Raw genomic sequence first — 23,566 nt, 5'->3', positions numbered from 1 at the left:
GAATGACAAATCAATCAGCAGGAGCGCACATGAAAATTACAGTACTCGGTGGTGGACACGGATGTTATGCAGCAGCGGTGGAAATGGCAGAAAAAGGCCACGAGGTGGTGTTATGGCGTCGTGATCGAGAAGCTTTGCAGCAGCTTGCCGCAACGGGCGAGCTTAAAATCAAAGATTTTCAGGGTGAGCGCTCAGTGAGTGTTGGCTTTGAAAATAGCCAGATTAATCTCTTGGCTCATTTAGAAAAAGCCATTCGGCATGCCGAACTGATCATTATTCCTTTACCCGCAACCACGCATCTGGATTTGGCTCAGCAGGCGGCGCCGTTTTTTCAAGCAGGACAAGTGGTGTATTTACCACCTGCGACCTTTGGCAGCTTTATCTTTGCCAAGGCCATGCGCGAGGCCGCTAACAATGCCCAAGTGGCATTTGCCGAAACTGGAACCTTACCGTATTTGGTACGTAAGCATGGGGTCAATCAGATTGTGGTCAGTGGTTATGCGACCCGTTTACCGACTGGGGTTTTTCCAAATGCCTTGTCTGAACATGCATTTCAAGTTATCAAACAGGCTTATCCAAGTGTAGAACCGATTGAAGACAGCCTCAGCGGTGCTTTGATGAATGCAGGGCCAATTATTCATCCACCATTGATTTTGATGAATGCTGGACCGCTGGAACATTTTGAAGCTTGGGATATTCATCATGAGGGTACACAGCCCTCAATCCGCCGTGTCACCAATCAGTTGGATGCAGAACGTATGCAAGTTCGGGAAGCACTCGGCTATGCTGCACCGCATTTCCCTTTAGCCGATCACTACAACAAAGAGGGTGAAGGTGAGGAGTGGATGTATGGACGCGGTGCACATGGCAAATTAACCGATAGTGGTGACTGGCGTGAAGACATCGACCTGCAGTCACATCGCTATATGCTGGAAGATACGCGTTTAGGATTATCGTTTTTAGTGTCTGTAGGTTGTTGGGCGGGGGTAGCTACACCTGTAGCGCAAGGATTATTAAATATTGCTTCTGCGGTGACTGGCAAAGACCTATATCAGCAGGGTCGGACTTTTGAGAGCCTAGGATTGGCAGAGAAAAGCAAAGCCGAGTTGCACATGATTTTGCAGCAAGGGGTCTAGGATGAGTACAATTAAACAGGTTGCGGTATTGGGTGCTGGGCGAATGGGCAAAGCGATTGCGCTAGCTTTTGCCTATGCAGGACTGAAAGTTGATTTGATTGATGCCAGAGAGCGCAGTGAAGTTGAGTTCGGGCAATATCAGAACCAGATTCAAGCTGATTTGCAGCAGGAGTTAGGGTTACTTGAGCAGATTCAATTTATTCAGCCTGAACAACAACTTTTTATCCTAGATCAGATTACGATTCTGAGTCGGGCTGGCTCCTTACAGCGCTTAGCGGGCTGTGAGCTTGTAATGGAAGCCGTGCCAGAAGTGAAACCAGTCAAACAGGAAATTTTTGCTTGGTTAGACCAATACATTTCGCCTCATTGTATTGTGGCATCGACCACCTCTACTTTTCTGGTCACTGATATTGCAGAGATGATTTCACATCCAGAACGGGTGTTGAATGCACATTGGCTGAATCCTGCCTATCTGATTCCTTTGGTGGAATTAAGTCGTTCAGAGCAAACTTCTGAGCGCGTGGTTGCGCAACTGAAAAGCTTTTTACAGTTGATTGGGAAAGTTCCTGTGGTGTGTCATGCCAAAGCAGGCTATATCGTGCCACGGATTCAGGCCTTGGCAATGAATGAAGCGGCGCGGATGGTGGAAGAAGGTGTAGCCTCGGCGGAGGATATTGATATCGCGATTCGGACAGGTTTTGGTTTACGCTTTTCGGTATTGGGCTTACTGGAATTTATTGATTGGGGTGGCGGCGATATCCTGTACTATGCCTCGCAATATTTACAAAAAGAGTTAGGTGATCGTTATCGAACACCTGAAATTATTGCCGAGAATATGCGACAGCAACGCAATGGCCTACGCGAGCAGCAGGGCTTTTATGACTATCAGCAGGTCGATATTCCTGCCTATAAGCAACAGGTTTTGCATACTTTTTCAGATCGGATTGCCGCAAATCAGCTGAAGCCGCCGTTTAATATTTTAAATCAGTAACAGGCTTAATCCGAAGCTTTGCCCATCTCTGTATAGACATGGGCTTTTGTTGTTGTCTTAACTTGAGGGCATTAAATCAAATAGCTTTTTCAATTGGCCATTGAGCTGGTGCAGTTCAGCATCGTCAAAGGCATTGAGAATCCCAGATAAAGTGACCTGACTGATCTGGTTAATTTGCTCAACCATCTCTTTCCCCTTGTCAGTGAGTTTCACCATTGAGATGCGTTCATCTGACTCTGAGGAGAACACCTGCACGATATCATCTTCAACCAGACGATAAATGGCTTTGGTTGCTGTGGTCAGCTTGAGGGTAGAAAGGTTGGCAATCTCGGTAATACTGGCTTGTTCGAGCGCATTGGTACTTAAAATAATTTTACGACGAGTATTGTCGATTCCTAATTTTTTAATTGATTTTTCAATAAGCTGTGTGTATTTCCCATTCACCTGCGAGATCCAGAAAAAAGGATAGCTCTGTAAGCTGCTCGGTTCATTGTTGGGTAGAAATTGTTCTAAATGAGTAAGCATAGCCAAGTCATTACTTTTATAAAAATGGACACCCAGCATTATACAAAAATTAGAAACATTTTCTTGATTCTTCGTATCGAAAAATACTTGACAATTACATTACTTTTTCCGATATTTGTATTAAGTATAAAAATACATGGAAAAGTGAATGAATATTATTGTACAAGAGGTACAAAAAGGTACAGGTGCTTTGAAAGTCATGGTCAAGGATTCCATTGATATTCAAGGCATACAAACCATGGCAGGTAGCAAAGCCTTAATGCACAGCCAACCTGCAAGCATAAACGCGGACGTGGTGGATCGTATTCTCGCTGCTGATTGTCAAATTACTGCAAAGACCAATCTGCACGAACTGGCTTTTGGCATCACAGGGATTAACCATGTGTTTGGTACGGCCACGAATCCGAAATATCCTCAACTGATTCCGGGTGGTTCTTCAAGTGGTTCAGCAGCGGCAGTTGCAGCAGGTCTGGCGGATTTCACATTAGGTACCGATACGGGTGGTTCCATTCGTATGCCTGCGGCATGTTGTGGTGTTTATGGTTTAAAACCGACTTTCGGTCGTGTCAGCCGTGCAGGCGTACATCCAGCAACCAGTTCACTTGACTGTGTTGGTCCTTTTGCAAACTCAATCGACATGATTGAAACCGCAATGCAGATTATTGATCCCACTTTCCAGCAACATGCTGCATTAACTCAGGCACCGAAACTGGCTTGGCTGGATGTACAAGCGGATTCTACTGTGGCTGAGTGCATCCAACACTATCTTACTCAGGCTGATTTACAACCCATCCATGTGACGGTTAAAGGTTTCGACGCTGCGTTTGATGCAGGCATGCAGATCATCAATTACGAAAACTGGCAGGCCTATGGCGAGTTAACGGAAACAGGCTTACTTGGCACAGACGTCAATGCCCGTTTACTCAAGGCTGCTGCTACCACTTTGGCGCAAGTCGAGCAGGCTGAGCAGGTAAAAGCAAGTTTCACTGCTGAGATTGATGCCTTGCTCGATCAATACGACGCTTTGATTTTACCGACTTTACCGCAGTTACCGCCTAAGGTCGCAGAGGCTGAAAATACGGTGGCTTTTTTAAATCTAACGGGTTTGGTTCGACCTTTTAACCTGTCTGGACACCCTGCAATTTCAATCCCGCTGCAAACTGAACAAGGTCAACCTGTGGGTTTACAAATCGTGGCAAAACATAATGCCGATGAATATCTGTGTGCTGTTGCGACATATATCGTGAGTGCAGCGCAATAAATAAATGACAAGGAATTAGGGAATGAATCATTTAGCGATAAAGGAATGTGTAATGGACAGCAACACAATCGACTTAGAGAGCTTATGTCAGGAAATTCGTGAACGTGCCTGTACGGGAGAGTTCGATAACCAAGCATATGTCAGTCAAGACATGATTGAAAAGCTGAAACAGGTTGGTGTCTATCGAGCTTTGGTACCCAAGCGTTTTGGTGGCAATGAATGGTCACCCAAACAGTTTTGTGAATTGATCGAGCAACTGTCCAAAGCTGATGGTTCCGTGGGTTGGGTCGCGAGTTTTGGTATGAGTCCAGCCTATTTAGGCAGTTTGCCAGAAGCAACACTTGAGCAATTGTATAAAGACAGTCCAGACATCGTATTTGCTGGTGGAATTTTCCCGCCACAACCTGCCGAAATTACCGATGATGGTGTGGTGGTAAGCGGACGTTGGAAATTTTCCAGTGGCTGTATGGGTGCAGATATTGTCGGTGTCGGGATTTCACCACAAAAGGACAATGAAGCCCAAGGTTTACCACGTATGGCAGTGATGCCAGCCAATAAAGCACAGATTGATATGACTTGGGATACGGTTGGTCTGAAGGGTACAGGCAGTCATGATCTGGTGGTGAAAGATGTGCTGGTAGCGAAGGAATGGACTTTTGTTCGTGGTGAACCGTCAAAACTGCCTGAGCCATTTTTTAAATATCCATCCCTATCATTGGCGACTCAGGTTTTAACCGTGGTCGGGATTGGTGTCGCAGCCGCAGCGATCGAAGAATTTCAAAAATTGGCACCGGGCAAGTCTTCAATTACGGGTGGTGCTGAAATTGCCAGTCGTCCAGTGACGCAATATGAATTTGCCCAAGTCGAAGCAGAGTTTAAGGCGGCACGCGTCTGGTTCTACGACACCATGCAGATTGTTTGGAATGAAGTACTGGCAGGACGTACCCCAAGCGCGGAACAGATCAGTGATATGCGTTTGTCTTGTACCCATGTGGCCCGTGTTTGTGCACGTGTGACCCGCAAAATTCAGATGTTGGCAGGGATGACTGCGATTTATACCCATAACCCGTTTAGCCGTTTTGTGAATGATACCAATGTAGTGACCCAACATGCCTTTATGGGGGATGCCACTTTGCAAAATGCTGGGCTGGTCAGCTTCGGTATGAAGCCAGCACCCGGTTATTTATAAGCCAGATTTTATCAACTCGTGCGGCAACAAGGATGAATGACATGAATGAGCCAATGGATATAACGGAACTGTTACAACGCTTGCAACAGCTTGAAGCTCAAAATGCGATCCGTAATTGCATTAACCGTTATATGGAAATTTGTGATGCCTTGAATGCTGATACCGACCTGAATGAATTGATGGATTTATTTGATCAAGACAGCATTTGGGAAGGCATTGGCGAGAAATATGCCCAGTCTTTTGGCCGTTATGCGTCTTGGCAAGCTATTTATGGCATGTTCAAAAGTTATACCCAACAGCAATCACATTTTGTCATGAATGCGCATTTTGTCAGCTCAGAACAAATGTATATCGAAGCCGATCAAGCCAATGCCAGTTGGATGATGTTGCAGACCTCAACTTTCCGTGATGGTCGTAGCCATTTAAATGCCGCCAAACTCACGGTGCAGTTTAAACAGCAACAGGATGGACGTTGGAAGATCAAACATTTTCAGACTGAAAATATTTTTAGTCGCCCTGTATCTCACTGGGACAGCACAGCCGTATTGCCAGTGCCGTCTCAGCAATAACCAATGGATAGACCGAAAAGGATCGTGGATATGAACAGCAGTATTATTCCAATGCAGAATATTGAGATGGATTACAGTAGCTTAGTGCAAAGTGATCGTGCGCATACCTCACTGTATAAAGATGAACGTATCTTTGAAGATGAGATGGAAAAGATTTATTACAGCACGTGGGTTTGGGTGGCACATGCCAGCGAGATCCCAGATGCAGGCAGCTATAAAACCATCAATATTGGTAAACAACCTGTGGTGGTGGTACGTGATCGCAAGAAGAAAGTGCATGTCTTGCTAAACCGTTGTCGCCATCGTGCGGCAACAGTATGCGAACATAAAAAAGGTAAAACCAACAGTTTTGTCTGTCCCTATCATGGTTGGAGCTATGCATTAGATGGTTCATTACGTGGTGTGCCTTCACCTGAAAGCTATGGGGAATGTCTGGATAAATCAGAGTTTCCATTGATCAGTTTACGTGTTGAAGAATACCACGGCATGATTTTCGCTACCTTTAAGCAGGATATTGAACCTTTAGATGATTTCTTGGGCGCTGCGAAAAAATGGATTGACTTGTTTATGAAACAAGGCGCGGGTTATCCCATTAAAGTCTTGGGTGAACATCGTTTCCGCTTTCCAGGCAACTGGAAAATCCAATTGGAAAATACTACCGATGCTTACCACTTCCCATTGGTGCACAAGTCATTCTTAAGTTCAGTCGATGAAAAAACCGAAGAACTGTTTAACTTTGAAAATCAGCCAGGTTATGTCGAAGACCTCGGTAATGGTCACAGTGTCATGGTGATGATTCCTGAACTGGTCGATCTGGATGAAGAATTAATGGAGCGTCCGATTCAGGAACGCTTTGAAGACTTGGCGCAAGCCTTACGTGATGAAGGACATGAAGAACTAGAAGTGCGCCGTATCGTCCGTGCGGTGGGTGGTTCTGGTTTCAACTTAAATCTGTTCCCGAATATTGCCTGTTCAATGGCGTTCTTCCGCGTGATGCAGCCGATTTCCGTCAACGAAACTGAGATTCACCATTCCGTCATTACCATGGATGGCGGTCCACAAATTGCCAATCAATATCGCTTACGCCTGCATGAACATTTCCAAGGCCCATTTGGTTTTGGTACGCCAGATGATTCGGAAGCATGGGAGCGTGTACAACACGGTGCCAATGCGGGCAATGACCTGTGGATCATGCTCAATCGTGGCCTGCCCGGTGAAGTTAAAACTGAAGATGGCTTAAAAAGCGATGTCAGTGCCGAAACGGGGATGCGCGCTGCCTATCAGCAGTGGAAAAAGATGATGACGGTTTAAGGAGAGCGCCATGAAAATCGATTTAAATTTACTGAATGAAGTGACCGCTTTTATCTGGGCTGAAGCCGATATGCTGGATCATTCTGAGCATGACACTTGGCTGGATCTGTGGAATGAAAAAGGGGTGTACATCATCCCGATTGATCCGAAGCTGACTGATTATGAAAATAATTTGAACTATGCCTATGACGATCATCATATGCGGAAGTTACGGGTACAGCGTTTGGAAAATGGCGAGGCGATTTCAACTGCACCCAAAGCCAATACCGTGCGTAGTGTTTCGCGTATCCGCATCGTAAAAGATCAAGATGGTGAAATCATTTTACGTTGTGCACAGAACTTGCGTGAATTCCGTAAAGAAAACCTCAAACACTATACCGCTGATGTAACTTTCCATTTGGTTCGTGATGCGGAACAAGGCTTTAAGATCAATCGTAAAATTATCAATTTAGTCAACTCAACCGATACCTTGGCGGGTATTAGCTACATTCTTTAGGAGCAAGAAATGAAACAGGTTGTATTAGTCACAGGTGCTGCTTCGGGTTTAGGGAATGTCATTGCTGAGTATTTTGCAGCACAGGGACATCAGGTGATTGTCTCTGCCAGCACTTTAGAAAAGGCTGAGCAGGCCAAAGTACGCAGTCCACATGCACAGAATATGTCTGCCTTAAAACTAGATATCTCGGTTGAGGCGGATTTTCATGCCGCCGTACAGTGGATTCAGCAGACATTCTCGAAACTGGATGTATTGATTAACAATGCCACCATGACCAAGGCAACTCCTGTTTTAGAGATTAGTGCAGCGGATTTTGACATGATCACGCAAGTGAATCAGCGTGGCACATTTCAGTCTTGCCAGATCATTGGCAAATATATGGCCGATCAAGGCTATGGCCGTATCGTCAATATGGCATCTTTGGCAGGACAAAATGGCGGTACTGCCACTGGTGCACATTATGCCTCTACTAAAGGTGCAATCATTACCCTAACCAAGATCTTTGCCAAAGAGTTTGCCGCCAAAGGGGTGACAGTGAATGCGATTGCCCCAGGACCGATGGAATCACCGATTGTGCATAGCGTGGTCTCTGATGAGAAAATGGCGCAATTTATTCAAAATATCCCCGTCAAAGCCTTAGGTAGCATGGAATTTATTGCGGAAACCTGTGCTTTATTAGCCAGCCCAAGTGCAGCTTTTGTGACTGGGGCAACATGGGATATTAACGGTGGATTATTTATGCGTTAAGCCTTCGGCGAGATGCATATCAGGGAGAGAAATCATGACGATACTTTATAACGTGGTGGTAAAAAACCGTCATGTCGAAGGTGGAAATGTTGCAGTCATGGAGTTTGAATCTGCAAATTCGACCGTTTTACCCAAAATTGAAGCAGGTTCACATATCGATGTGCATCTGCCCAATGGCATGGTGCGTCAGTACTCATTGTGTCAGAACCCAAATGATGTCGGGACGTTCCGACTTGGAATTTTACGTGATCCAGAATCACGCGGTGGTTCAGTGTCGGCATTTGATGATTTAAAAGATGGCATGCAGATTCAGGTCAGCGAACCGAAAAATCTATTTCCACTGGTCAAATCCAAACATGCGGTATTAGTGGGCGGGGGGATTGGGATTACGCCTCTGATTACGATGGCTTATCAGTTGGCGCAGGAAGGCACTTCTTTTGAACTGCATTATTGCGGCGCAAGCCCAGAACGCTGTGCTTTTGTCGATGAAATTAAACATGGCATTTTGGCGCCTTTCACAACCTTTCATTTTAAATCGGAAGGAGCAAGCCATCGCGAGTTTTTCCAATCCGCCATTCAAGACATTGATCCAGACAGCCATATTTATACCTGTGGCCCAAATGGTTTTATGGATTGGGTGATTAATCTAGCCCTCACTCAACATTTCCCTGAACAGCAGATTCATAAGGAATATTTTCAGGTTGAGGTGGAAACTGGCGGTGATGCTTTTGAGGTGGTGGCTCAGCAAAGTGGCAAGATCATTCTGGTTGATGCTGAAGAAACCATTTTACAGGCCTTGGCACGTGAAGGCATTGAGATTGAAATGTCATGTGAACAAGGTGTGTGTGGTACCTGTATGTGCGATGTGATCGAAGGCGAACCTGACCATCGTGACGTGTATTTTACCGATGAAGAAAAAGCCAGTAATGAGCAGATATTGGTGTGCTGTTCACGTTCCAAATCGGCCCGATTGGTACTGGATATTTAAGGGATTTAGGTACAGCGAACGGCCCAAGTAGGACAAAAGATTCAGGAGAGAAGAATGAATTCACTAAAATCAATGGATGAAATCACAATAGATCCAATGCAGTTCAGACGTGCTTTGGGCAATTTTGCCACAGGCGTCACCATTGTGACTGCGCAAAATGAACAGGGTGAAAAGGTCGGGGTGACCGCCAATAGTTTTAATTCAGTGTCTCTAGATCCACCGTTGATCTTATGGAGTATTGACAAGAACTCGTCCAGTTTCCCTGTGTTTGAGCAAGCGACGCATTTTGCAGTCAACATCTTATCAGGCTCACAAATTGAGCTGTCCAATAAATTTTCACGCCGTAATATTAATAAATATGAAGGTACTAGTTATCAGATTGGTTCAGGTCAAGCCCCGATTTTAGATCACTGTTCTGCGGTATTTGAATGTGAACGCCATGAGGTGATTGAAGGCGGTGATCATTGGATCATTATTGGTAAAGTGGTACGTTTTCGTGATGAAGGGCGTAGCCCGCTGGTGTATCACCAAGGGGCTTATTCGGGCGTGATTCCACATCCGTTATTGCAGTTAAAAGACACCGTTGAAGCTGAAGATATTGGTGAAATGCATCAAGGGCATTTATATAGCAATGTCTGCTATTTGATGAGTCGGGCTTTTAAGTTCTATCAAACTGATTATATTCCCAAGCAGTTAGTGACAGGGTTCCGTACCAGTGAGGCGCGTTTATTGCTGGTACTGGGCAGCGGTACTGCATCCAATAAAGCAGATTTACCGCGTGATATTGCCATGCCGATGCGCGAAGTGGAGCAGGCAGCATCGATTCTGAAAAAAGATGGTTTGCTGATCGAAACAGATGGCTTTTTCAAACTCACTGAAAAGGGCAAGAAAACCGCACATTATCTATTTGATATTGCCGATAGCCATCAAAATGAGGTGTTTGAAAAATATCCTGACCAAGAGAAGGAGATTTTCATTAAAATTTTGAAGGATATTGCAGGGATTGTTTAAGCTTTAAGTTGCCGACAAATTTTTATATGAATTTGTCGGTCATTTTGGGGAAGGACACCCTATATTTTAACTGAATGAAAAGTGAGATCAGTGTAATTTACCTATATGATTAAATCGATCTATCCGAGGGAAATGGATATGAATCAAGATCAAAAAAATGAAATGGTGCAGTGGACTGAATGCATTCAAAAAGTTTGCGGTGATTTTGAGACAGCTTTTGATAAACACCGTAGTTTATTTATTGGTGAGGTGAAGTCTTTTTTATTGGGTGAGACCGAGGTTGCATTTATCAAAAGTAATGCCAGTCATATTTCTCGGAAAAGTGGTATGCCTGATCGAGTCAAAGATCGATTCTGCTTCTTGGTGATTCAATATACAGGCAAGATGCGTATTGCATATAAAGATCAAAGTATTCAGTTAAATGAAGGAGATATTGCATTACTTGATCCAGATGAAACGATTGATATGTATCCACAAGGTCTGTTTAGTCATGTGTCAGTTCATTTGTCACGGGAGAAATTGTTCAGGCTAGGTATTACGGTCGACCATTTTGGCAAACTGATTACTTCCAATATGAGTGGGCATTTATTGAAGTGCATGCTGCAAAATCTGTCACCTGAAAAGATTGAACTCTGGTATGCAAAAGAGGATGAAAATGCTTTTGAAGATGCCTTGATTGCACTGATTAAGCCAACCATTAATTATAAAAATGTTGAAATTGTTGATCATCTCAAAATAAAAGCAGAACGATTTATTTTCGAACACCTAGGCCAACAGGGTTTAAATGCACAAATGATTGCAGATCATTTAGGGATTTCGCTTCGGCATTTACATCGAATATTTGAACATCAGCAGCAATCTGTGCATAAGTTTATTCAAATGCATCGCATTAAAAAAATTCAGTATGAATTAAAAGATAGCAAAAATAAAAGTTTGTCGATCACCGAAATTGCTTTGAAATGGGGCTTTGGTGACAGTGCACATTTTTCCAAATTGTTTCGTAAGATGATTGGACTGACGCCAAAAGAGTATCGCTTGAAAATTTAAATACGATATTTATTTTAAATACCATGCACATGTCACAATTGTGCATCATGTTTGTCACGTTTAAACAAGAACAAGATGAGTAAGTAATGATCAAATCTTAGTCATGGAGTTTAATGCGTAGGGAAGCATGATGAACACAGAATATGACTATATCATTATTGGAGCTGGTTCAGCGGGCTGTGTGGTTGCAGCACGTTTATTACAAGCCAATGCAGGACGAGTACTGGTGCTAGAAGCAGGGACGAAAGACAGCAGTCTGTTCCATACCATACCTGCAACAGTGATCAAAGTCTTTCAACAGAAATCGTGGCCGTACATGACGGTTCCACAACAACACTGTAATCACCGTGAAATGATCCTTGCACAAGGCAAAGTCTTGGGTGGTGGCAGTTCAGTCAATGGTATGGTGTACTGCCGTGGACAGCGTCAGGACTATGATTTATGGGCATCGGAATGGGGATGCAGCAATTGGTCCTATCAAGATGTGCTGCCATTCTTTAAAAAAGCAGAAAAAAATGAAAGTCTTGCCGATGAATATCATGGTCAAAATGGCATCTTAGCTGTCAGTGAAAACCGTTACCGACATCCTTTAACCCTTGCTTGTATTCAGGCAGGTCAGCAAATGGGCATGCACTATGTCAACGATTTCAATGGTTGGGATCAGGCTGGTGTTGGGTTTTATCAGACCACCACACAAAAGGGTGAAAGAGCCAGTACCTCAAAAACCTATTTAAAATCAGTTGAGCATCACCCAGATCTCACGGTCATTACCGATGCACTGGTGCATAAAATTGAAACTCAAGGCAATCAAGCAACAGGCGTGACATTCAGCATTGCTGGCAAACCAACGGTGACCGTAAATGCAGCTCAAGAAGTGATTGTCAGTGCAGGGGCGATTGGCAGTCCTAAGGTGTTATTACTGTCAGGGATTGGTCCAAAACAACATTTAGATGAATTGGGTATCCAATGTATTCAAGACCTACCAGTCGGCGAAAATTTCCATGACCATTTGCATATGTCGGTCAATGCAACAGTAACGACTCAAAATAGTTTGCTTGGGGAAGATCAGGGCTTAAAAGCAGTGCGGCATTTTTTACAATGGCGTTTTACCCGCTCAGGTTTATTGACCTCAAATATTTTAGAGGGGGGTGGGTTTATTGATACCAATCACAATGGTCGACCAGATGTACAGTTTCATTTTTTACCCGTACTGGATAATTTTGATAACACCCCTGGGGAAAAAGCGGTAGCCCAAGAACATGGGCTTACCATTAAAGTTGGTCATGTACAACCAAAAGCACGCGGATACTTACGTTTAAGCAGCAAAGATCCAAATGCATTACCAATCATTGATCCAAACTACTTAGGTCATCAAGAGGATATTGATGCCAATATTCGTGCGGTGCAGGCTGGACTTCGTTTATTACAGCAACCCGCCTTAAAAGCGATTGTAAAAGAGGTCATTGAACCTGCAAATACCGATCCTGACAATATTGAAGCCATTGATACATGGATGCGGCAGAACATTAAAACGGTTTATCACCCAGCGGGCAGCTGCAAAATGGGTAATGCACCAAAAGATTCAGTCACAGACCAGACCCTTAAAGTACATGGTTTCCAGAATTTACGTGTGATTGATTGTTCCATTTGCCCACAAGTTCCAAGCGGAAATACCAACGCCATTGCGATCATGATTGGTGAACGTGGTGCCGACTTTATTCTTAATCACTGAACTGAATATGGATTGGGTAAGGGCCTAAATCAGCGCTCTTTCCAAATAGAACCGAGGACAATAAAATGAGTGAAGTAAAAATTTTAGCGAGCGTTGAAACTTTTTTACAGCGCCAACATGGTCACTTTATTCATGGCCAGCATTTAGAGGTAGACCGTCGTCGAATCGAGTTGATTAATCCTGCAACGGAACAGGTTGTTTCAAGTATTGCAGTTGGTAATCAACAGGATGTGGATGCAGCAGTGCATAGTGCCCATGATGCTTTTCTAAATGCGTGGGCCAATACATCGCCCTACGAACGTGGGCAAAAGCTGAATAAATTAGCCGATTTAGTGGAATTACATGCAGAAGAATTGGCTCAACTTGAAACACTCACCACGGGGAAATTGATTCATCTGGCTCGACATCTGGAAGTCGCCCAAACTGCTGTATTTTTAAGATACTTTGCAGGATGGGCCACTAAAATCCATGGTCAAACCATGCAGCCCTCTCTTCCATCCATGAATGGCGAAAAATATACTGCTTATAGCATACGTCAACCTGTTGGCGTGGTGGCTGGGATTGTGCCATGGAATTTTTCTCTGATGATTGGATGCTGGAAAATTGGTTCAGCATTAACCACGGGTTGTACTATTGTATTAAAACCAAGTGAATTTACCACCTTGTCATTATTGCGTTTGGCTGAACTTGCAATTGAAGCGGGGATTCCAGCAGGTGTAATTAATGTGGTAACGGGAACAGGGGAAACAGGTCAATATTTAATAAATGCCAATCATATTAAAAAAGTCTCGTTTACTGGCTCTGTACCGACAGGCATTGCAATTGGCAAGCAAGCGATGAGTAATGATTTAACCCGTGTTAGTTTAGAACTGGGGGGAAAAAATGCAGCAGCCATTTTAGCGGATGCCAATCTGGAGGAAATCTTACCAACCTTGTTACAGGCAACTTTTGTACATCAGGGGCAGGTCTGTGCAGCACCAGAGCGTTTCTTTGTGCATCAGTCCAAATATGATGAATTTGTAGAAAAGCTGACAGGAGCAATTCAACAGATAAAAATTGGTTCGCCGCTGGATGAATCCAGCATGTTTGGACCACTTTCCAATAAGCCACACTTTGACAAGGTCAAACATTATCTCGACCTTGCCAATCAAAATGATCAAGTGATTTGTGGTGGTAAGGCTTTGCAAGGAACCGGTTATTTTGTTGAGCCGACTTTATTAAAGGTCCAAGGTGTGGATGATCCTTTATTTATTGAAGAAACTTTTGGTCCTGTGGTGGATGTTATTCCATTTGAAAGTGATGAAGAACTCATTCGTATGATGAATCACTCTCGTTTTGGTTTGACGGCTAGTATTTGGACCAATGATTTGGCTAAAGCATTGCGGCTGATCCCGCAAATTGAAGCAGGCTCAGTTTGGGTCAATATGCATACCTTTCTTGATCCTGCTGTTCCTTTTGGTGGCGTGAAGGCATCAGGACTAGGTCGTGAATTTTCTGATGCATTTATCGAAGATTATACGGAATTAAAGTCCATCATGATCCGCTACTAAAAACAGGCAATAATATTTAAAACGGACAAACTCAATGATAAGGTATCGGCATTCATCGATACCTTTAGGAGAGTTTTGTCCCAACAATAAGGATATTGTAGATGAATAAAAAAATATTGAGTTTGGGATTGGTTTTGATCACTCATACAAGCTTTGCCAGTGATTTGCCCACAGTCAACTTGGGGTTGTCGAGCTTCGTTGATGGTGCTGTTCCAGCAGGCAATGGTTGGTATGCACAGACCTATTTTCAAAATTATAGTGCAGATAGTATTCGTGATGTGAAGGGTGATAAGGTCCCTTTACCTAAGTCAGAGATTGATTATCAATCCATTGTTCAACAGATCAGTTATCTCTCAGATATTAAATTAGGGCATGGCAATATTGGTCTTAATATGGTGATTCCTTTGTTGGCACATATTGATGTCGATGATGGCTTGAATAATCAAGCGATTAAAACCAACAGAGGATTGGGGGATATTGTTATTGGACCTTTTATTCAATTTGAGCCAGTGCTTGGCAAAGATGGGCCCAAGTTTTCCCAGCGCTTTGAATTTCAGATTAATTTGCCTACTGGTGATTATGATCGGCATCGGGATATCAATCCAGGGGCCAATGCACTGTCAATAGACCCATACTGGGCTGCTACGTATTGGATTAACCCGAAGTGGACAGTTTCCACACGCTTACATTATCTTTATAACTTTAAAAATAATGATCCTAACTATAGTTTTGGCGCTGCCGATGATATGCAAGCAGGGCAGGCTTTGCATGCCAATTTTGAAAGCAGTTATGCGGTTACACCTCAATTACGGCTCGGTATAAATGGATATTGGTTGAAACAAATTACTGATACACAAGTGGATGGGGAAAATGTGAAGGGACGACGTGAACAAGTTTGGGCGATTGGCCCAGGGGCAATGTATAGCTTCTCGCCACACGACCATCTTGTTGCAAATGCTTATTTTGAGCAAGATGCAGAAAATCGACCACAAGGGAGTAGTGTGATTTTCCGATATGTACATCATTTTCATAAATAATAGATAAGACCAACCTGAGTGTAAAGAAAGCCCAAGCATGGTTCTGCTTGGGCTTCTTGGACTAAAATTAATAATTTAATGTGATGTTTTGCTGACTAGATTGATCAATTTGCTTTTGGCTCACTGCATCTTCTTTACATGTATAGTTTTCAAATAAGTCGAGTTGATCGGCAAAATGTCGGTCTGTTTTACCATTTCGATCAATAAAGCCACTTTGGCCTGGGGCGAGAATGGAACACATGGTGACCTGATTCGGATTTAAAACCACTCTAAATGTTGCACTTCCAGTATTGCCGTAAGTGCTCAGCTGTTGTTGATGTGCTTGATCAGCCCAAGGAATTCCGACTGAGTTTTTGCTAGAAAAGCCCATACTTGCCACAGGAATTTTCCAGTCACTTGGTTCAGTTGAATTATATTGTTTTGAAAGTTCGGTGAGGGTATTTTCAAGCGCGGTTAAAACCACTTCATCAGCCGTTTGACCCTTCAAGAAATCAATATGTTGTGGAACACTTGCCTGTTTTCCTTGTAGTGCATTCCAGATTAATTTTGAGGCACTGGCTGGCTGGGCACTACGCGGATCATTATTGACTGGATAAAGGGTATCGGTATAACGTTGATAAATGCTTTCCGATAAGTTTGGTTTTAATACCAAGATAATCATTTGGTTTAGCCAAGTACGCATAATCGCGGGTGCAGCACCTTGATAATATTTAGCTTTACTGTCTGGCCGTAATTTGAGATCCCATTCTTCTAACAATAGTGCAACTTTTTTAGCCTGTGCTGAGGCTTTTTCACTTTGTGCAGCCTTGATCATATATGGAATAAAATAGCGTGCATTCAGATCTGACCAGGCACCTATTTTATTGATGTCCCAAATATCCTGTTGGCTTAACTTTTGTTTGTTTTCCAAAGGTTCAATCAATTCATTGACACGATCGACATAAGAAAAATTAGAGGAATCTGAGCGTAGACCTGCATAAGCTTTATTGTTCCAGCTACTGATGTAACCTTTTTCGGGATTATATTGTTTCGGATTATGCGAGAAGTCATAAAAACCTTGCCATTCCATTGAACCATCGCCAAGTGCAGGAAGTTGAATGTGCTGGTTTTCAGGACGAATGGGTAAGCGTCCAAGTGCAGCAACGCCAATATTGTTTTGGGTATCAGCATAAAACCATGTGATTGATGCAGCGACTCGTTTGGCTTGATCTAGAAATTCCTGCCAGTTGCTGGCTTTGGCTGCATTGGTCCAACCTAATAAGGTTTCAATTTCTACACCTTCCCAGCTGCGTTTTTGTGCATACGCCGTATGATTTTTCTCATCCCATGTACTGACAAAGCCTTGTTTACTTTGATAGACATCCAATACATGATCTGCCTGATTTCGCACTTTAATTTTAATTTGGCGATGTTCGAATGGAAGATAAGCCCCTTTATACAGATATTGTTTTGGATTATTCGGGTTGAGATTAAGTTGATAGACATCATTGGTATCTAGTGAACCTACCGTCGATCCCCATGCAATTTTACCATTGGTTCCAAATAAGATCGCTGGTAAACCTACGGGGGTAATCCCTGTTAAGTCATAGCCAGCCCCATGTAGCCCAATTGCATAAGTAATAGCAGGGGTATACCAGCCTTGTTGCGGACCATTATATAAAACGGTTTGACCTTCAAGGGTTTTATTCCCCTTGACGACCCAAGCATTACTTGCCGTTGGGACACCATCCACCACACTTTTACCCAGTGCAATACGCGCTTGGGCTAAATAATTTTCTGCTGCCTGATTTGATATCGGCAAGACTTTTTTAGCTTTATCTTGTTGGCGTACTGTCCATTGGGGTTTGCTTGTTGATTGAATAATTGTTGGCGCTTTAGGATCATCTAACCAACGTAACTGTTGATAAATTTTCAGCCCTGTTTCTTGACCTTTTTCCTTTTGTAATTGGGTAAGCAAATCCAGATTTGAGACTTCAGAGCTGGCAGAAAAAAAGCGGTTGAGAATCAAACCAACCCAAACCATAGCAATATCTTCTGATTGCCATGCTGAAGGTTTAAAATCATAGTCAATAAATTCTTTAGGCATGAGTGCTGGATTAGCCAGAACCTCTTTCACCCGTTGATTAAAACCTGCAGCATAACCTTCGAAAATCGCTCGATCTTCTGGGGAAAGTTGTGCAATTTGTTGTTTGATATTATCAGGATTAAAGCGACTATGCGTTGCGATATCATATTGTAGATAGTCAGGGCCAAGGACTTCGGCAACTGTACCCAAGCCTGTCCGTTTGGACATTTCCATTTGAAATAAACGATCAGTTGCAATGGCATAGCCATAACCGTAAAAAAGGCCAAAAGTATCCTTGGCATAAATATGTGGCGTTCCAAAGCTATCTCGTTTGATGGTGATCTGTTTTGAGAGAGGAGGAGTTTCTATACTAGAAGATGAATTACATCCGACCAGTAAGGCACAACTTAGACCTAAAATTCCATTTTTAAATAGAGCATGTTGATAGATTGACCGATAAGTAGGTTCATGATTTTTCAATTGTAGATATCCTTATTTTCGCTATGATTTAAGAGTGAATAATTTGAAAATCTAATTTCTGATGCTGAAATGATTCACGGATGAACATGCCTTGTTCATTAAATAAAATTATGATGATTTATCTATGTAATTTTCCATTACCTTATGGGTATATCTTTATACTTTATGAAATAAAATTTTTATTGATTTATCCAAATATCTTTAAGGAAAAGCTCAAGGCAAAAATCATCTGAGCCTGTTCGGGGCACTCAGATGATTTTTTTGGGTGTGAGAAGGATTAGCGCATCAATTTTTTAGCCAAACGGTCTGGATTGAGTAAGAAAATATTGATTAGACCAACGACCACCAAGTAGAGGCCAATATAATGAAAACCTTGATTCATTCCCGTGGTCAGGTTTTCAAACATTTGTGTTGTCAGTGGAACACCTTTGGCTGGGCTGATATAACCTGCATGATCCATCAAATATCCCACCATTGTTGGCGAAATCATTCCACCAATGGATGCTGTTGCAACCAAGGTTGCCATAACTGCGGCACGTTGTTGAGGGCAAACACTATAACTGACCGTCATGGTCGCCAGCGGAAAACACATGGAAAATCCAGCTGCTACTGTGATGAGGATTAGATTAAGGTTTCCTGTTGAAAGGGGAAGCAAATAAAAGGCAAAACCTGAAAATAATAAAAGTAAGCCAAAGACCACACCAAAAGCGACATGAACACTTCGCCCTTGTTGCAACAGCACTTTAGAAATATAGCCTGCGATTGCCAAGGTAATCGCACCTAGAATCCAAGGGAAACTGGAAATAAAAGCAATGATTTCAGGGGAGAATTGGTGAGTCGATGCAATATATTTAACGGCCCATGTGGTTAAAAAGCCTAAGGACCAAAAACAACCTAAGCCGGCCAGAAAAGCTGAGATAAACATTTGCGAGAAAAAAATCTTGAAAATAGGGACAGGTTTTAACTGATCAACAAAAGAGATAATACTTTGACTGTTGTGCTCAGCCTCTTTGGTTTTGGTAACAGGCGAAGTCGCTGAATTTTGAACTTTATGAAAATGACTATAAGGACCTTCTTTGCAAATACAGAGCCATAACAGACTCCAGATGATGCCTACAATACCGAGAAAACCAAAGGCCCAACGCCAGCCCCAATTCGGATGCGCAATAATGTAGGCCAAAATGGGTGTAGCAATAATTGGTCCAAGCATGGTTCCAGAAGCAACAAGGCTACTCGGAAAACCTCGGGCACTGGGTTCAAACCAACCCTGTACATGAGTTAATGAAATTGAAGAAGCAGGGCCTTCTGCTGCACCGAGTACAATACGTGTCACCAATAAGGTGGTGAGACCGCTGCCTAAAAGCATAGGAAACTGTAACAGTGCCCAACTCAAACCCATGATCAAAAGTAACCAGCGTGTTTGAACTTTTTCTGCAATAAAGCCAACGGCAATACCGGAGATTGCGAACAAGAAGAAAAAGGCACTGCCGATAAAACCAAACTGGGTTGCCGTGAGTCCTAATTCCACCATGACTGGTTCGGCAACAAGGCCTAAGACTGCTTTATCAGCAAAATTAATCATCTGAAACAGCACTAAAAGTGCAGTAATTAACCATGCCCGTTTCATATTTTTAGGCGTAAATAACGGATTTGAAACTGTATCGTTCTGAGCTGGGTTGATATGCATTGCATCATCCTTATGCTGAGAGCCATTGAACTTGGATCAAAGATTCAATAGGTGCTAAATCCATTTAAAAAATCAAATATAGGTATCCATGGGTTAAGTCCAAACTGTATTGGATAAGGCTGATCTCTTTTCTAGTTCTATCGGATTATTGCGCTGCTCATGCAGCAGCGCTTTGTTTTGACTTAGGTTTTGTTAATAAAACTGAATAAGGCTTGGTTAAATGCATCTGCTTGCTCAATATTCGAAATATGCGAGGCAGCGATTTCTACTAACTGGGCATCTGGAATCTGCTGTTGCATAAACTGTCCATCTGCCACTGTGGTGACAGGGTCTTGAGTTCCTGCAATCACCAAAACAGGAATGTGGATGTCTTTGAGTTGCTCACGGACATCCGCCTTAGCCAAAGCCTCACAACAATTGGCATAACCGTCTGCGCTGCCAGCACTTAAGTCGTTACACAGGTTATTGACAATTGCAGGGTGGCTTTGGATAAAGGGATCTGTAAACCAGCGTGAAGCCGCTGTCGTGGCGATTGGAACCAAACCTTGCTTTCGAACAAGTTGAGCACGATCCAGCCATGCTTGTTCCTGTCCAATTTTTGCTGCGGTATTACTCACAACCACACGCTGAAAACGTTCAGGATAATGGATGGCCTGCCATTGACCTGTTATTCCACCCATGGAAATACCGCAAAAATTGGCTTTTTCAATCTTTAAATGATCGAGTAGGCGAATCACATCTTCCCCCAGTTGTTGCAGGGTATATGGGCCTGTTGGCGTTGAAGATGAACCATGACCGCGTGTGTCATAACAAATCACATAAAATCGTTCTTTAAAATAATTGAACTGTTTTTGCCACATGCCATAGTTGGTGCCCAAAGAGTTGGAAAACACCAGTGCAGGGGAGCTAGGATCTCCAAAAGTTTGATAGTTGATCTGTGCATCGGCGGATTGAAAAACTGACATTGGCTATTCCTTAATTCTGTTCGATACGTTGAATAATCAAGGCAATACCCTGACCAACACCAATACACATCGAACACAGGGCGTACTGACCTTTGATCTGTTCAAGTTGATTCAAGGCGGTTGTCACCAAACGCGCACCTGAAGCACCCAAAGGATGACCTAAGGCAATTGCACCACCATTCGGATTAATTCGTGCATCATCATCACTCAAGCCTAAATCACGAGTGACGGCTAAAGCTTGTGCTGCAAAAGCTTCATTCAGTTCAATCACATCCATCTGATCTAAAGTGAGATTGGCTTGTTTAAGTAATTTCTTGATGGCAGGTGCAGGCGCAAAACCCATAATCCGTGGTTCAACACCAACAGTGGTGGCTGCAATGATTTTGGCACGGGGGTTGAGCTGATATTTTTCCACCGCTTCGTCCGAAGCAATCAACACAGCGGCTGCACCATCATTAATCCCAGAGGCATTGCCCGCCGTGACGGTACCTTCAGCTTTAACCACAGCTTTAAGTTTGGTTAAGCCTTCTAGTGTGGTTGATGCTCGTGGATGCTCATCCGCATCTACTACAATCGCATCACCCTTACGCTGTGGAATACTGACAGGCACGATTTCATTACTGAAGAAGCCCTTGGCTTGTGCCGTTGCAGTACGTTGCTGGCTGTTTAAAGCAAACTGATCTTGATCGGCACGATTAATGTTGAACTGCTCCGCCACGTTTTCTGCGGTTTGCGGCATGCTGTCGACACCATACCGTTCTTTCAGTTTTGGATTGATAAAACGCCAGCCCATGGTGGTATCTTCAATCTTTTGACTACGGCCAAAGGCGCTGTCGGATTTACCCATCACATAGGGCGCACGGCTCATACTTTCCACACCACCCGCAATAATCAGATCAGCCTCATTGGCTTTAATGGCACGGGCAGCCATGGCAATCGCATCCAGTGATGAACCACATAAACGGTTCACTGTGGTGGCGGGCACTTGATAAGGCAAGCCTGCCAATAGTGCCGACATACGTCCCACATTACGGTTGTCTTCACCCGCTTGGTTGGCACAGCCATAGATCACATCATCGACGTGTTGCCAATCGACACTTGGGTTACGTTGCATCAAAGCCTGAATTGGAATCGCTCCCAAGTCATCAGCACGTACAGGTGCAAGACCGCCAGCATAACGACCGAATGGGGTACGGATGGCATCGATGATATAAGCGTTTTTCATAGTCTTACATTTCCATTTCTAAAGCTATTGTGAGCACTGCCACAAATTACAGGTTTAGTCATTCTTCTTTCGTGTAGGCAACGCCTCACTTTTGACAGGGCAAAAGTGACAAAACCCTTTGTTGAACAGAGGAGGCTTCCTTGCCTCCCTGTTCAACGGGCGACCTCCCTGTCGCCTGTCACGATAGTCAATGAGGTGAAAAGTCTAAATCTTCCTAAGCAGAAGCTGTATTTAAACCTTAGCACTCAATGTTTCGCGGTGGCGGCATGGATGCCGCGCGTTAGACTGTGGTATATGGATATACCATCAGTCAAACAAAGGATTTTTGTTACTTTTTATCCTTAAAAATCTCCCCTAACCCCTCTTTGTAAAGAGGGGAACTCCTCCCTTTTTTAAAGGGTGAGGAACGATTAAAGTTCCGCAAGGGAGGGATTCATTATCCTTACGTCGCATCAATCAACTGAGCACCCGTCAAAGCTTGCAATTCCTCAAAGCTCAGACCGTCTACTTTCTCAATCACTTTTAAACCGTCTGTAGTCACATCAATCACACACAGGTCGGTATAAATACGATCAACACATTTCAAACCTGTTGCTGGATATGAAAGCGCTTCAACAATCTTCGGTTCACCTTGCTTGGTGGTGTGGTCGGTGGTGATAAACACTTTCTTAGCACCCACTGCTAAATCCATGGCACCACCGACTGCAGGAATCGCATCTGCTGCACCGGTATGCCAGTTGGCGAGATCACCATTGGCTGCCACTTGGAAAGCACCTAATACAGCGATATCTAAATGCCCGCCACGCATCATGGCAAAGGAGTCGCCATGATGGAAAAAACTGCCACCAGTGAGCATGGTGACGTATTCTTTACCTGCATTGATCAATTCAGGATCTTCTTCGCCTTTGGCAGGGGGTGGACCAAATGCCAGCAAGCCATTTTCCGAATGCAGGAATACATCTTTATCCGCAGGAAGATAATTGGAAATCTTGGTTGGTAGGCCGATGCCTAAATTGACATAAGCGCCATCAGGAATATCTTGCGCCACACGTTCAGCAATTTGGTCACGGCTTAATTTTTGATAGCTCATTGTTCTGCTCCTGTGCCATTGGCTGCATCGACAGCGACCACATGCTGGATAAAGATCCCTGGGGTAATGATATGTTCAGGATCAAGTTGACCGAGTTCGACCAGTTCAGACACTTGAGCAATAGTGACATCCGCCGCCATCGCCATGATTGGGCCAAAGTTACGTGCAGATTTGTTGTAGACCAGATTGCCCCAGCGGTCGCCCTGATGAGCTTTGATTAAGGCAAAATCAGCTTTGATCGGATATTCAAGCACATAGTCTTTGCCCTCGATATGACGGGTTTCTTTGCCTTCTGCCAATAAAGTACCGAAGCCTGTTGGGGTAAACACAGCACCGAGTCCCATACCTGCCGCTTGAATACGGCACGCCAGATTGCCTTGTGGCACCAATTCCAGTTCGATCTTGCCCGCACGGTACAGTTCATCGAAGACCCATGAATCCGACTGACGTGGGAAGGAACAGAT

General features: G+C 43.6%; 21 protein-coding genes. 14 read left to right on the top strand and 7 right to left on the bottom strand.

Going from position 1 to position 23,566, the window contains the following annotated elements; translation table 11 throughout:
• Positions 1-29: 29 nt before the first annotated feature.
• Both F957_RS01010 and F957_RS01015 read left to right on the top strand, forming a co-directional pair.
• Positions 30-1,136 carry an NAD/NADP-dependent octopine/nopaline dehydrogenase family protein gene (locus tag F957_RS01010; RefSeq protein ID WP_016541845.1) on the top strand — a complete coding sequence of 369 codons (1,107 nt, stop codon included), beginning with the start codon at positions 30-32 and terminating at the stop codon, positions 1,134-1,136.
• Position 1,137: 1 nt separating this feature from the next.
• A complete protein-coding gene (locus tag F957_RS01015; protein WP_016541844.1) occupies positions 1,138-2,127 on the top strand; it encodes a 3-hydroxybutyryl-CoA dehydrogenase in 990 nt (329 codons plus the stop codon).
• Positions 2,128-2,184: 57 nt separating this feature from the next.
• Here F957_RS01015 and F957_RS01020 read toward each other — a convergent pair whose 3' ends face one another.
• Positions 2,185-2,652, bottom strand: a complete 468-nt coding sequence (locus F957_RS01020) for a MarR family winged helix-turn-helix transcriptional regulator (RefSeq protein ID WP_032860853.1) — start codon at positions 2,650-2,652, stop codon at positions 2,185-2,187.
• Positions 2,653-2,800: 148 nt separating this feature from the next.
• Between F957_RS01020 and F957_RS01025 the strand changes: the two genes are divergently transcribed.
• The 12 genes from F957_RS01025 to F957_RS01080 all read left to right on the top strand — a co-directional run bounded on the left by F957_RS01025 (position 2,801) and on the right by F957_RS01080 (position 15,590).
• Positions 2,801-3,913, top strand: a complete 1,113-nt coding sequence (locus F957_RS01025; RefSeq protein WP_016541842.1) for an amidase — start codon at positions 2,801-2,803, stop codon at positions 3,911-3,913.
• Between the two features lie 52 nt (positions 3,914-3,965).
• A complete protein-coding gene (locus F957_RS01030) occupies positions 3,966-5,102 on the top strand; it encodes an acyl-CoA dehydrogenase family protein (protein ID WP_016541841.1) in 1,137 nt (378 codons plus the stop codon).
• Between the two features lie 41 nt (positions 5,103-5,143).
• A complete protein-coding gene (locus F957_RS01035; protein WP_016541840.1) occupies positions 5,144-5,671 on the top strand; it encodes a nuclear transport factor 2 family protein in 528 nt (175 codons plus the stop codon).
• Positions 5,672-5,701: 30 nt separating this feature from the next.
• Positions 5,702-6,982, top strand: a complete 1,281-nt coding sequence (locus F957_RS01040) for an aromatic ring-hydroxylating oxygenase subunit alpha (RefSeq protein ID WP_016541839.1) — start codon at positions 5,702-5,704, stop codon at positions 6,980-6,982.
• 10 nt (positions 6,983-6,992) lie between these two features.
• The gene (locus F957_RS01045) at positions 6,993-7,478 is read left to right on the top strand and encodes an aromatic-ring-hydroxylating dioxygenase subunit beta (RefSeq protein ID WP_005238964.1); all 486 of its coding nucleotides are present in this window, start codon (positions 6,993-6,995) and stop codon (positions 7,476-7,478) included.
• A gap of 9 nt (positions 7,479-7,487) precedes the next feature.
• A complete protein-coding gene (locus F957_RS01050; protein ID WP_016541838.1) occupies positions 7,488-8,225 on the top strand; it encodes an SDR family NAD(P)-dependent oxidoreductase in 738 nt (245 codons plus the stop codon).
• Between the two features lie 34 nt (positions 8,226-8,259).
• Positions 8,260-9,213 carry a PDR/VanB family oxidoreductase gene (locus F957_RS01055; protein ID WP_016541837.1) on the top strand — a complete coding sequence of 318 codons (954 nt, stop codon included), beginning with the start codon at positions 8,260-8,262 and terminating at the stop codon, positions 9,211-9,213.
• A gap of 54 nt (positions 9,214-9,267) precedes the next feature.
• Positions 9,268-10,224 (top strand): p-hydroxyphenylacetate 3-hydroxylase reductase component, encoded by a 957-nt coding sequence (locus F957_RS01060; RefSeq protein ID WP_016541836.1) that lies wholly within the window; start codon positions 9,268-9,270, stop codon positions 10,222-10,224.
• 138 nt (positions 10,225-10,362) lie between these two features.
• Entirely contained in the window at positions 10,363-11,271 is a 909-nt protein-coding gene (gene feaR / locus F957_RS01065; RefSeq protein ID WP_016541835.1) for a transcriptional regulator FeaR, read from the top strand.
• Positions 11,272-11,401: 130 nt separating this feature from the next.
• Positions 11,402-13,003, top strand: a complete 1,602-nt coding sequence (locus F957_RS01070) for a GMC family oxidoreductase (protein WP_016541834.1) — start codon at positions 11,402-11,404, stop codon at positions 13,001-13,003.
• 65 nt (positions 13,004-13,068) lie between these two features.
• Positions 13,069-14,553: an aldehyde dehydrogenase family protein gene (locus F957_RS01075; RefSeq protein ID WP_016541833.1), complete on the top strand. Its 1,485-nt coding sequence runs from the start codon at positions 13,069-13,071 to the stop codon at positions 14,551-14,553.
• Positions 14,554-14,654: 101 nt separating this feature from the next.
• Positions 14,655-15,590, top strand: coding sequence for a SphA family protein (locus F957_RS01080; protein ID WP_016541832.1), 936 nt, complete (start codon positions 14,655-14,657; stop codon positions 15,588-15,590).
• 67 nt (positions 15,591-15,657) lie between these two features.
• Here the strand turns inward: F957_RS01080 and F957_RS01085 are convergent, their stop codons facing one another.
• The 6 genes from F957_RS01085 to F957_RS01110 all read right to left on the bottom strand — a co-directional run.
• Positions 15,658-18,105, bottom strand: coding sequence for a penicillin acylase family protein (locus F957_RS01085; protein WP_032860850.1), 2,448 nt, complete (start codon positions 18,103-18,105; stop codon positions 15,658-15,660).
• A 307-nt stretch (positions 18,106-18,412) separates the two neighbouring features.
• Complete coding sequence (locus tag F957_RS01090; protein WP_016541829.1) at positions 18,413-19,822, bottom strand: MFS transporter; 1,410 nt, start codon at positions 19,820-19,822, stop codon at positions 18,413-18,415.
• 182 nt (positions 19,823-20,004) lie between these two features.
• Positions 20,005-20,787, bottom strand: coding sequence for a 3-oxoadipate enol-lactonase (gene pcaD, locus F957_RS01095; RefSeq protein WP_016541828.1), 783 nt, complete (start codon positions 20,785-20,787; stop codon positions 20,005-20,007).
• Between the two features lie 10 nt (positions 20,788-20,797).
• Complete coding sequence (gene pcaF, locus F957_RS01100) at positions 20,798-22,012, bottom strand: 3-oxoadipyl-CoA thiolase (protein WP_016541827.1); 1,215 nt, start codon at positions 22,010-22,012, stop codon at positions 20,798-20,800.
• A 442-nt stretch (positions 22,013-22,454) separates the two neighbouring features.
• Positions 22,455-23,102, bottom strand: a complete 648-nt coding sequence (locus F957_RS01105; protein ID WP_016541826.1) for a 3-oxoacid CoA-transferase subunit B — start codon at positions 23,100-23,102, stop codon at positions 22,455-22,457.
• A partial coding sequence (locus tag F957_RS01110) for a 3-oxoacid CoA-transferase subunit A (protein WP_032864725.1) occupies positions 23,099-23,566 on the bottom strand: 468 nt, incomplete at its 5' end. The genes F957_RS01110 and F957_RS01105, both read right to left, overlap by 4 nt.

Origin of the sequence: Acinetobacter gyllenbergii CIP 110306 = MTCC 11365, assembly GCF_000413855.1 — a bacterium.
Classification (GTDB): Bacteria; Pseudomonadota; Gammaproteobacteria; order Pseudomonadales; family Moraxellaceae; genus Acinetobacter; species Acinetobacter gyllenbergii.
The sequence above is the reverse complement of the archived record's forward strand: the minus strand, read 5'-3'. Positions and strand labels throughout refer to the sequence as shown.

Bases quoted from the DNA above. Each gene is read 5' to 3' on its own strand.
- F957_RS01060 (WP_016541836.1), top strand. From the start codon at position 9,268: ATGAATTCACTAAAATCAATGGATGAAATCACAATAGATCCAATGCAG.
- F957_RS01075 (WP_016541833.1), top strand. From the start codon at position 13,069: ATGAGTGAAGTAAAAATTTTAGCGAGCGTTGAAACTTTTTTACAGCGC.
- F957_RS01045 (WP_005238964.1), top strand. From the start codon at position 6,993: ATGAAAATCGATTTAAATTTACTGAATGAAGTGACCGCTTTTATCTGG.
- pcaD (WP_016541828.1), bottom strand. From the start codon at position 20,787: ATGTCAGTTTTTCAATCCGCCGATGCACAGATCAACTATCAAACTTTT.
- F957_RS01040 (WP_016541839.1), top strand. From the start codon at position 5,702: ATGAACAGCAGTATTATTCCAATGCAGAATATTGAGATGGATTACAGT.
- feaR (WP_016541835.1), top strand. From the start codon at position 10,363: ATGAATCAAGATCAAAAAAATGAAATGGTGCAGTGGACTGAATGCATT.
- F957_RS01015 (WP_016541844.1), top strand. From the start codon at position 1,138: ATGAGTACAATTAAACAGGTTGCGGTATTGGGTGCTGGGCGAATGGGC.
- pcaF (WP_016541827.1), bottom strand. From the start codon at position 22,012: ATGAAAAACGCTTATATCATCGATGCCATCCGTACCCCATTCGGTCGT.
- F957_RS01105 (WP_016541826.1), bottom strand. From the start codon at position 23,102: ATGAGCTATCAAAAATTAAGCCGTGACCAAATTGCTGAACGTGTGGCG.
- F957_RS01030 (WP_016541841.1), top strand. From the start codon at position 3,966: ATGGACAGCAACACAATCGACTTAGAGAGCTTATGTCAGGAAATTCGT.
- F957_RS01035 (WP_016541840.1), top strand. From the start codon at position 5,144: ATGAATGAGCCAATGGATATAACGGAACTGTTACAACGCTTGCAACAG.
- F957_RS01055 (WP_016541837.1), top strand. From the start codon at position 8,260: ATGACGATACTTTATAACGTGGTGGTAAAAAACCGTCATGTCGAAGGT.
- F957_RS01070 (WP_016541834.1), top strand. From the start codon at position 11,402: ATGAACACAGAATATGACTATATCATTATTGGAGCTGGTTCAGCGGGC.
- F957_RS01020 (WP_032860853.1), bottom strand. From the start codon at position 2,652: ATGCTTACTCATTTAGAACAATTTCTACCCAACAATGAACCGAGCAGC.
- F957_RS01080 (WP_016541832.1), top strand. From the start codon at position 14,655: ATGAATAAAAAAATATTGAGTTTGGGATTGGTTTTGATCACTCATACA.
- F957_RS01010 (WP_016541845.1), top strand. From the start codon at position 30: ATGAAAATTACAGTACTCGGTGGTGGACACGGATGTTATGCAGCAGCG.
- F957_RS01090 (WP_016541829.1), bottom strand. From the start codon at position 19,822: ATGCATATCAACCCAGCTCAGAACGATACAGTTTCAAATCCGTTATTT.
- F957_RS01025 (WP_016541842.1), top strand. From the start codon at position 2,801: ATGAATATTATTGTACAAGAGGTACAAAAAGGTACAGGTGCTTTGAAA.
- F957_RS01050 (WP_016541838.1), top strand. From the start codon at position 7,488: ATGAAACAGGTTGTATTAGTCACAGGTGCTGCTTCGGGTTTAGGGAAT.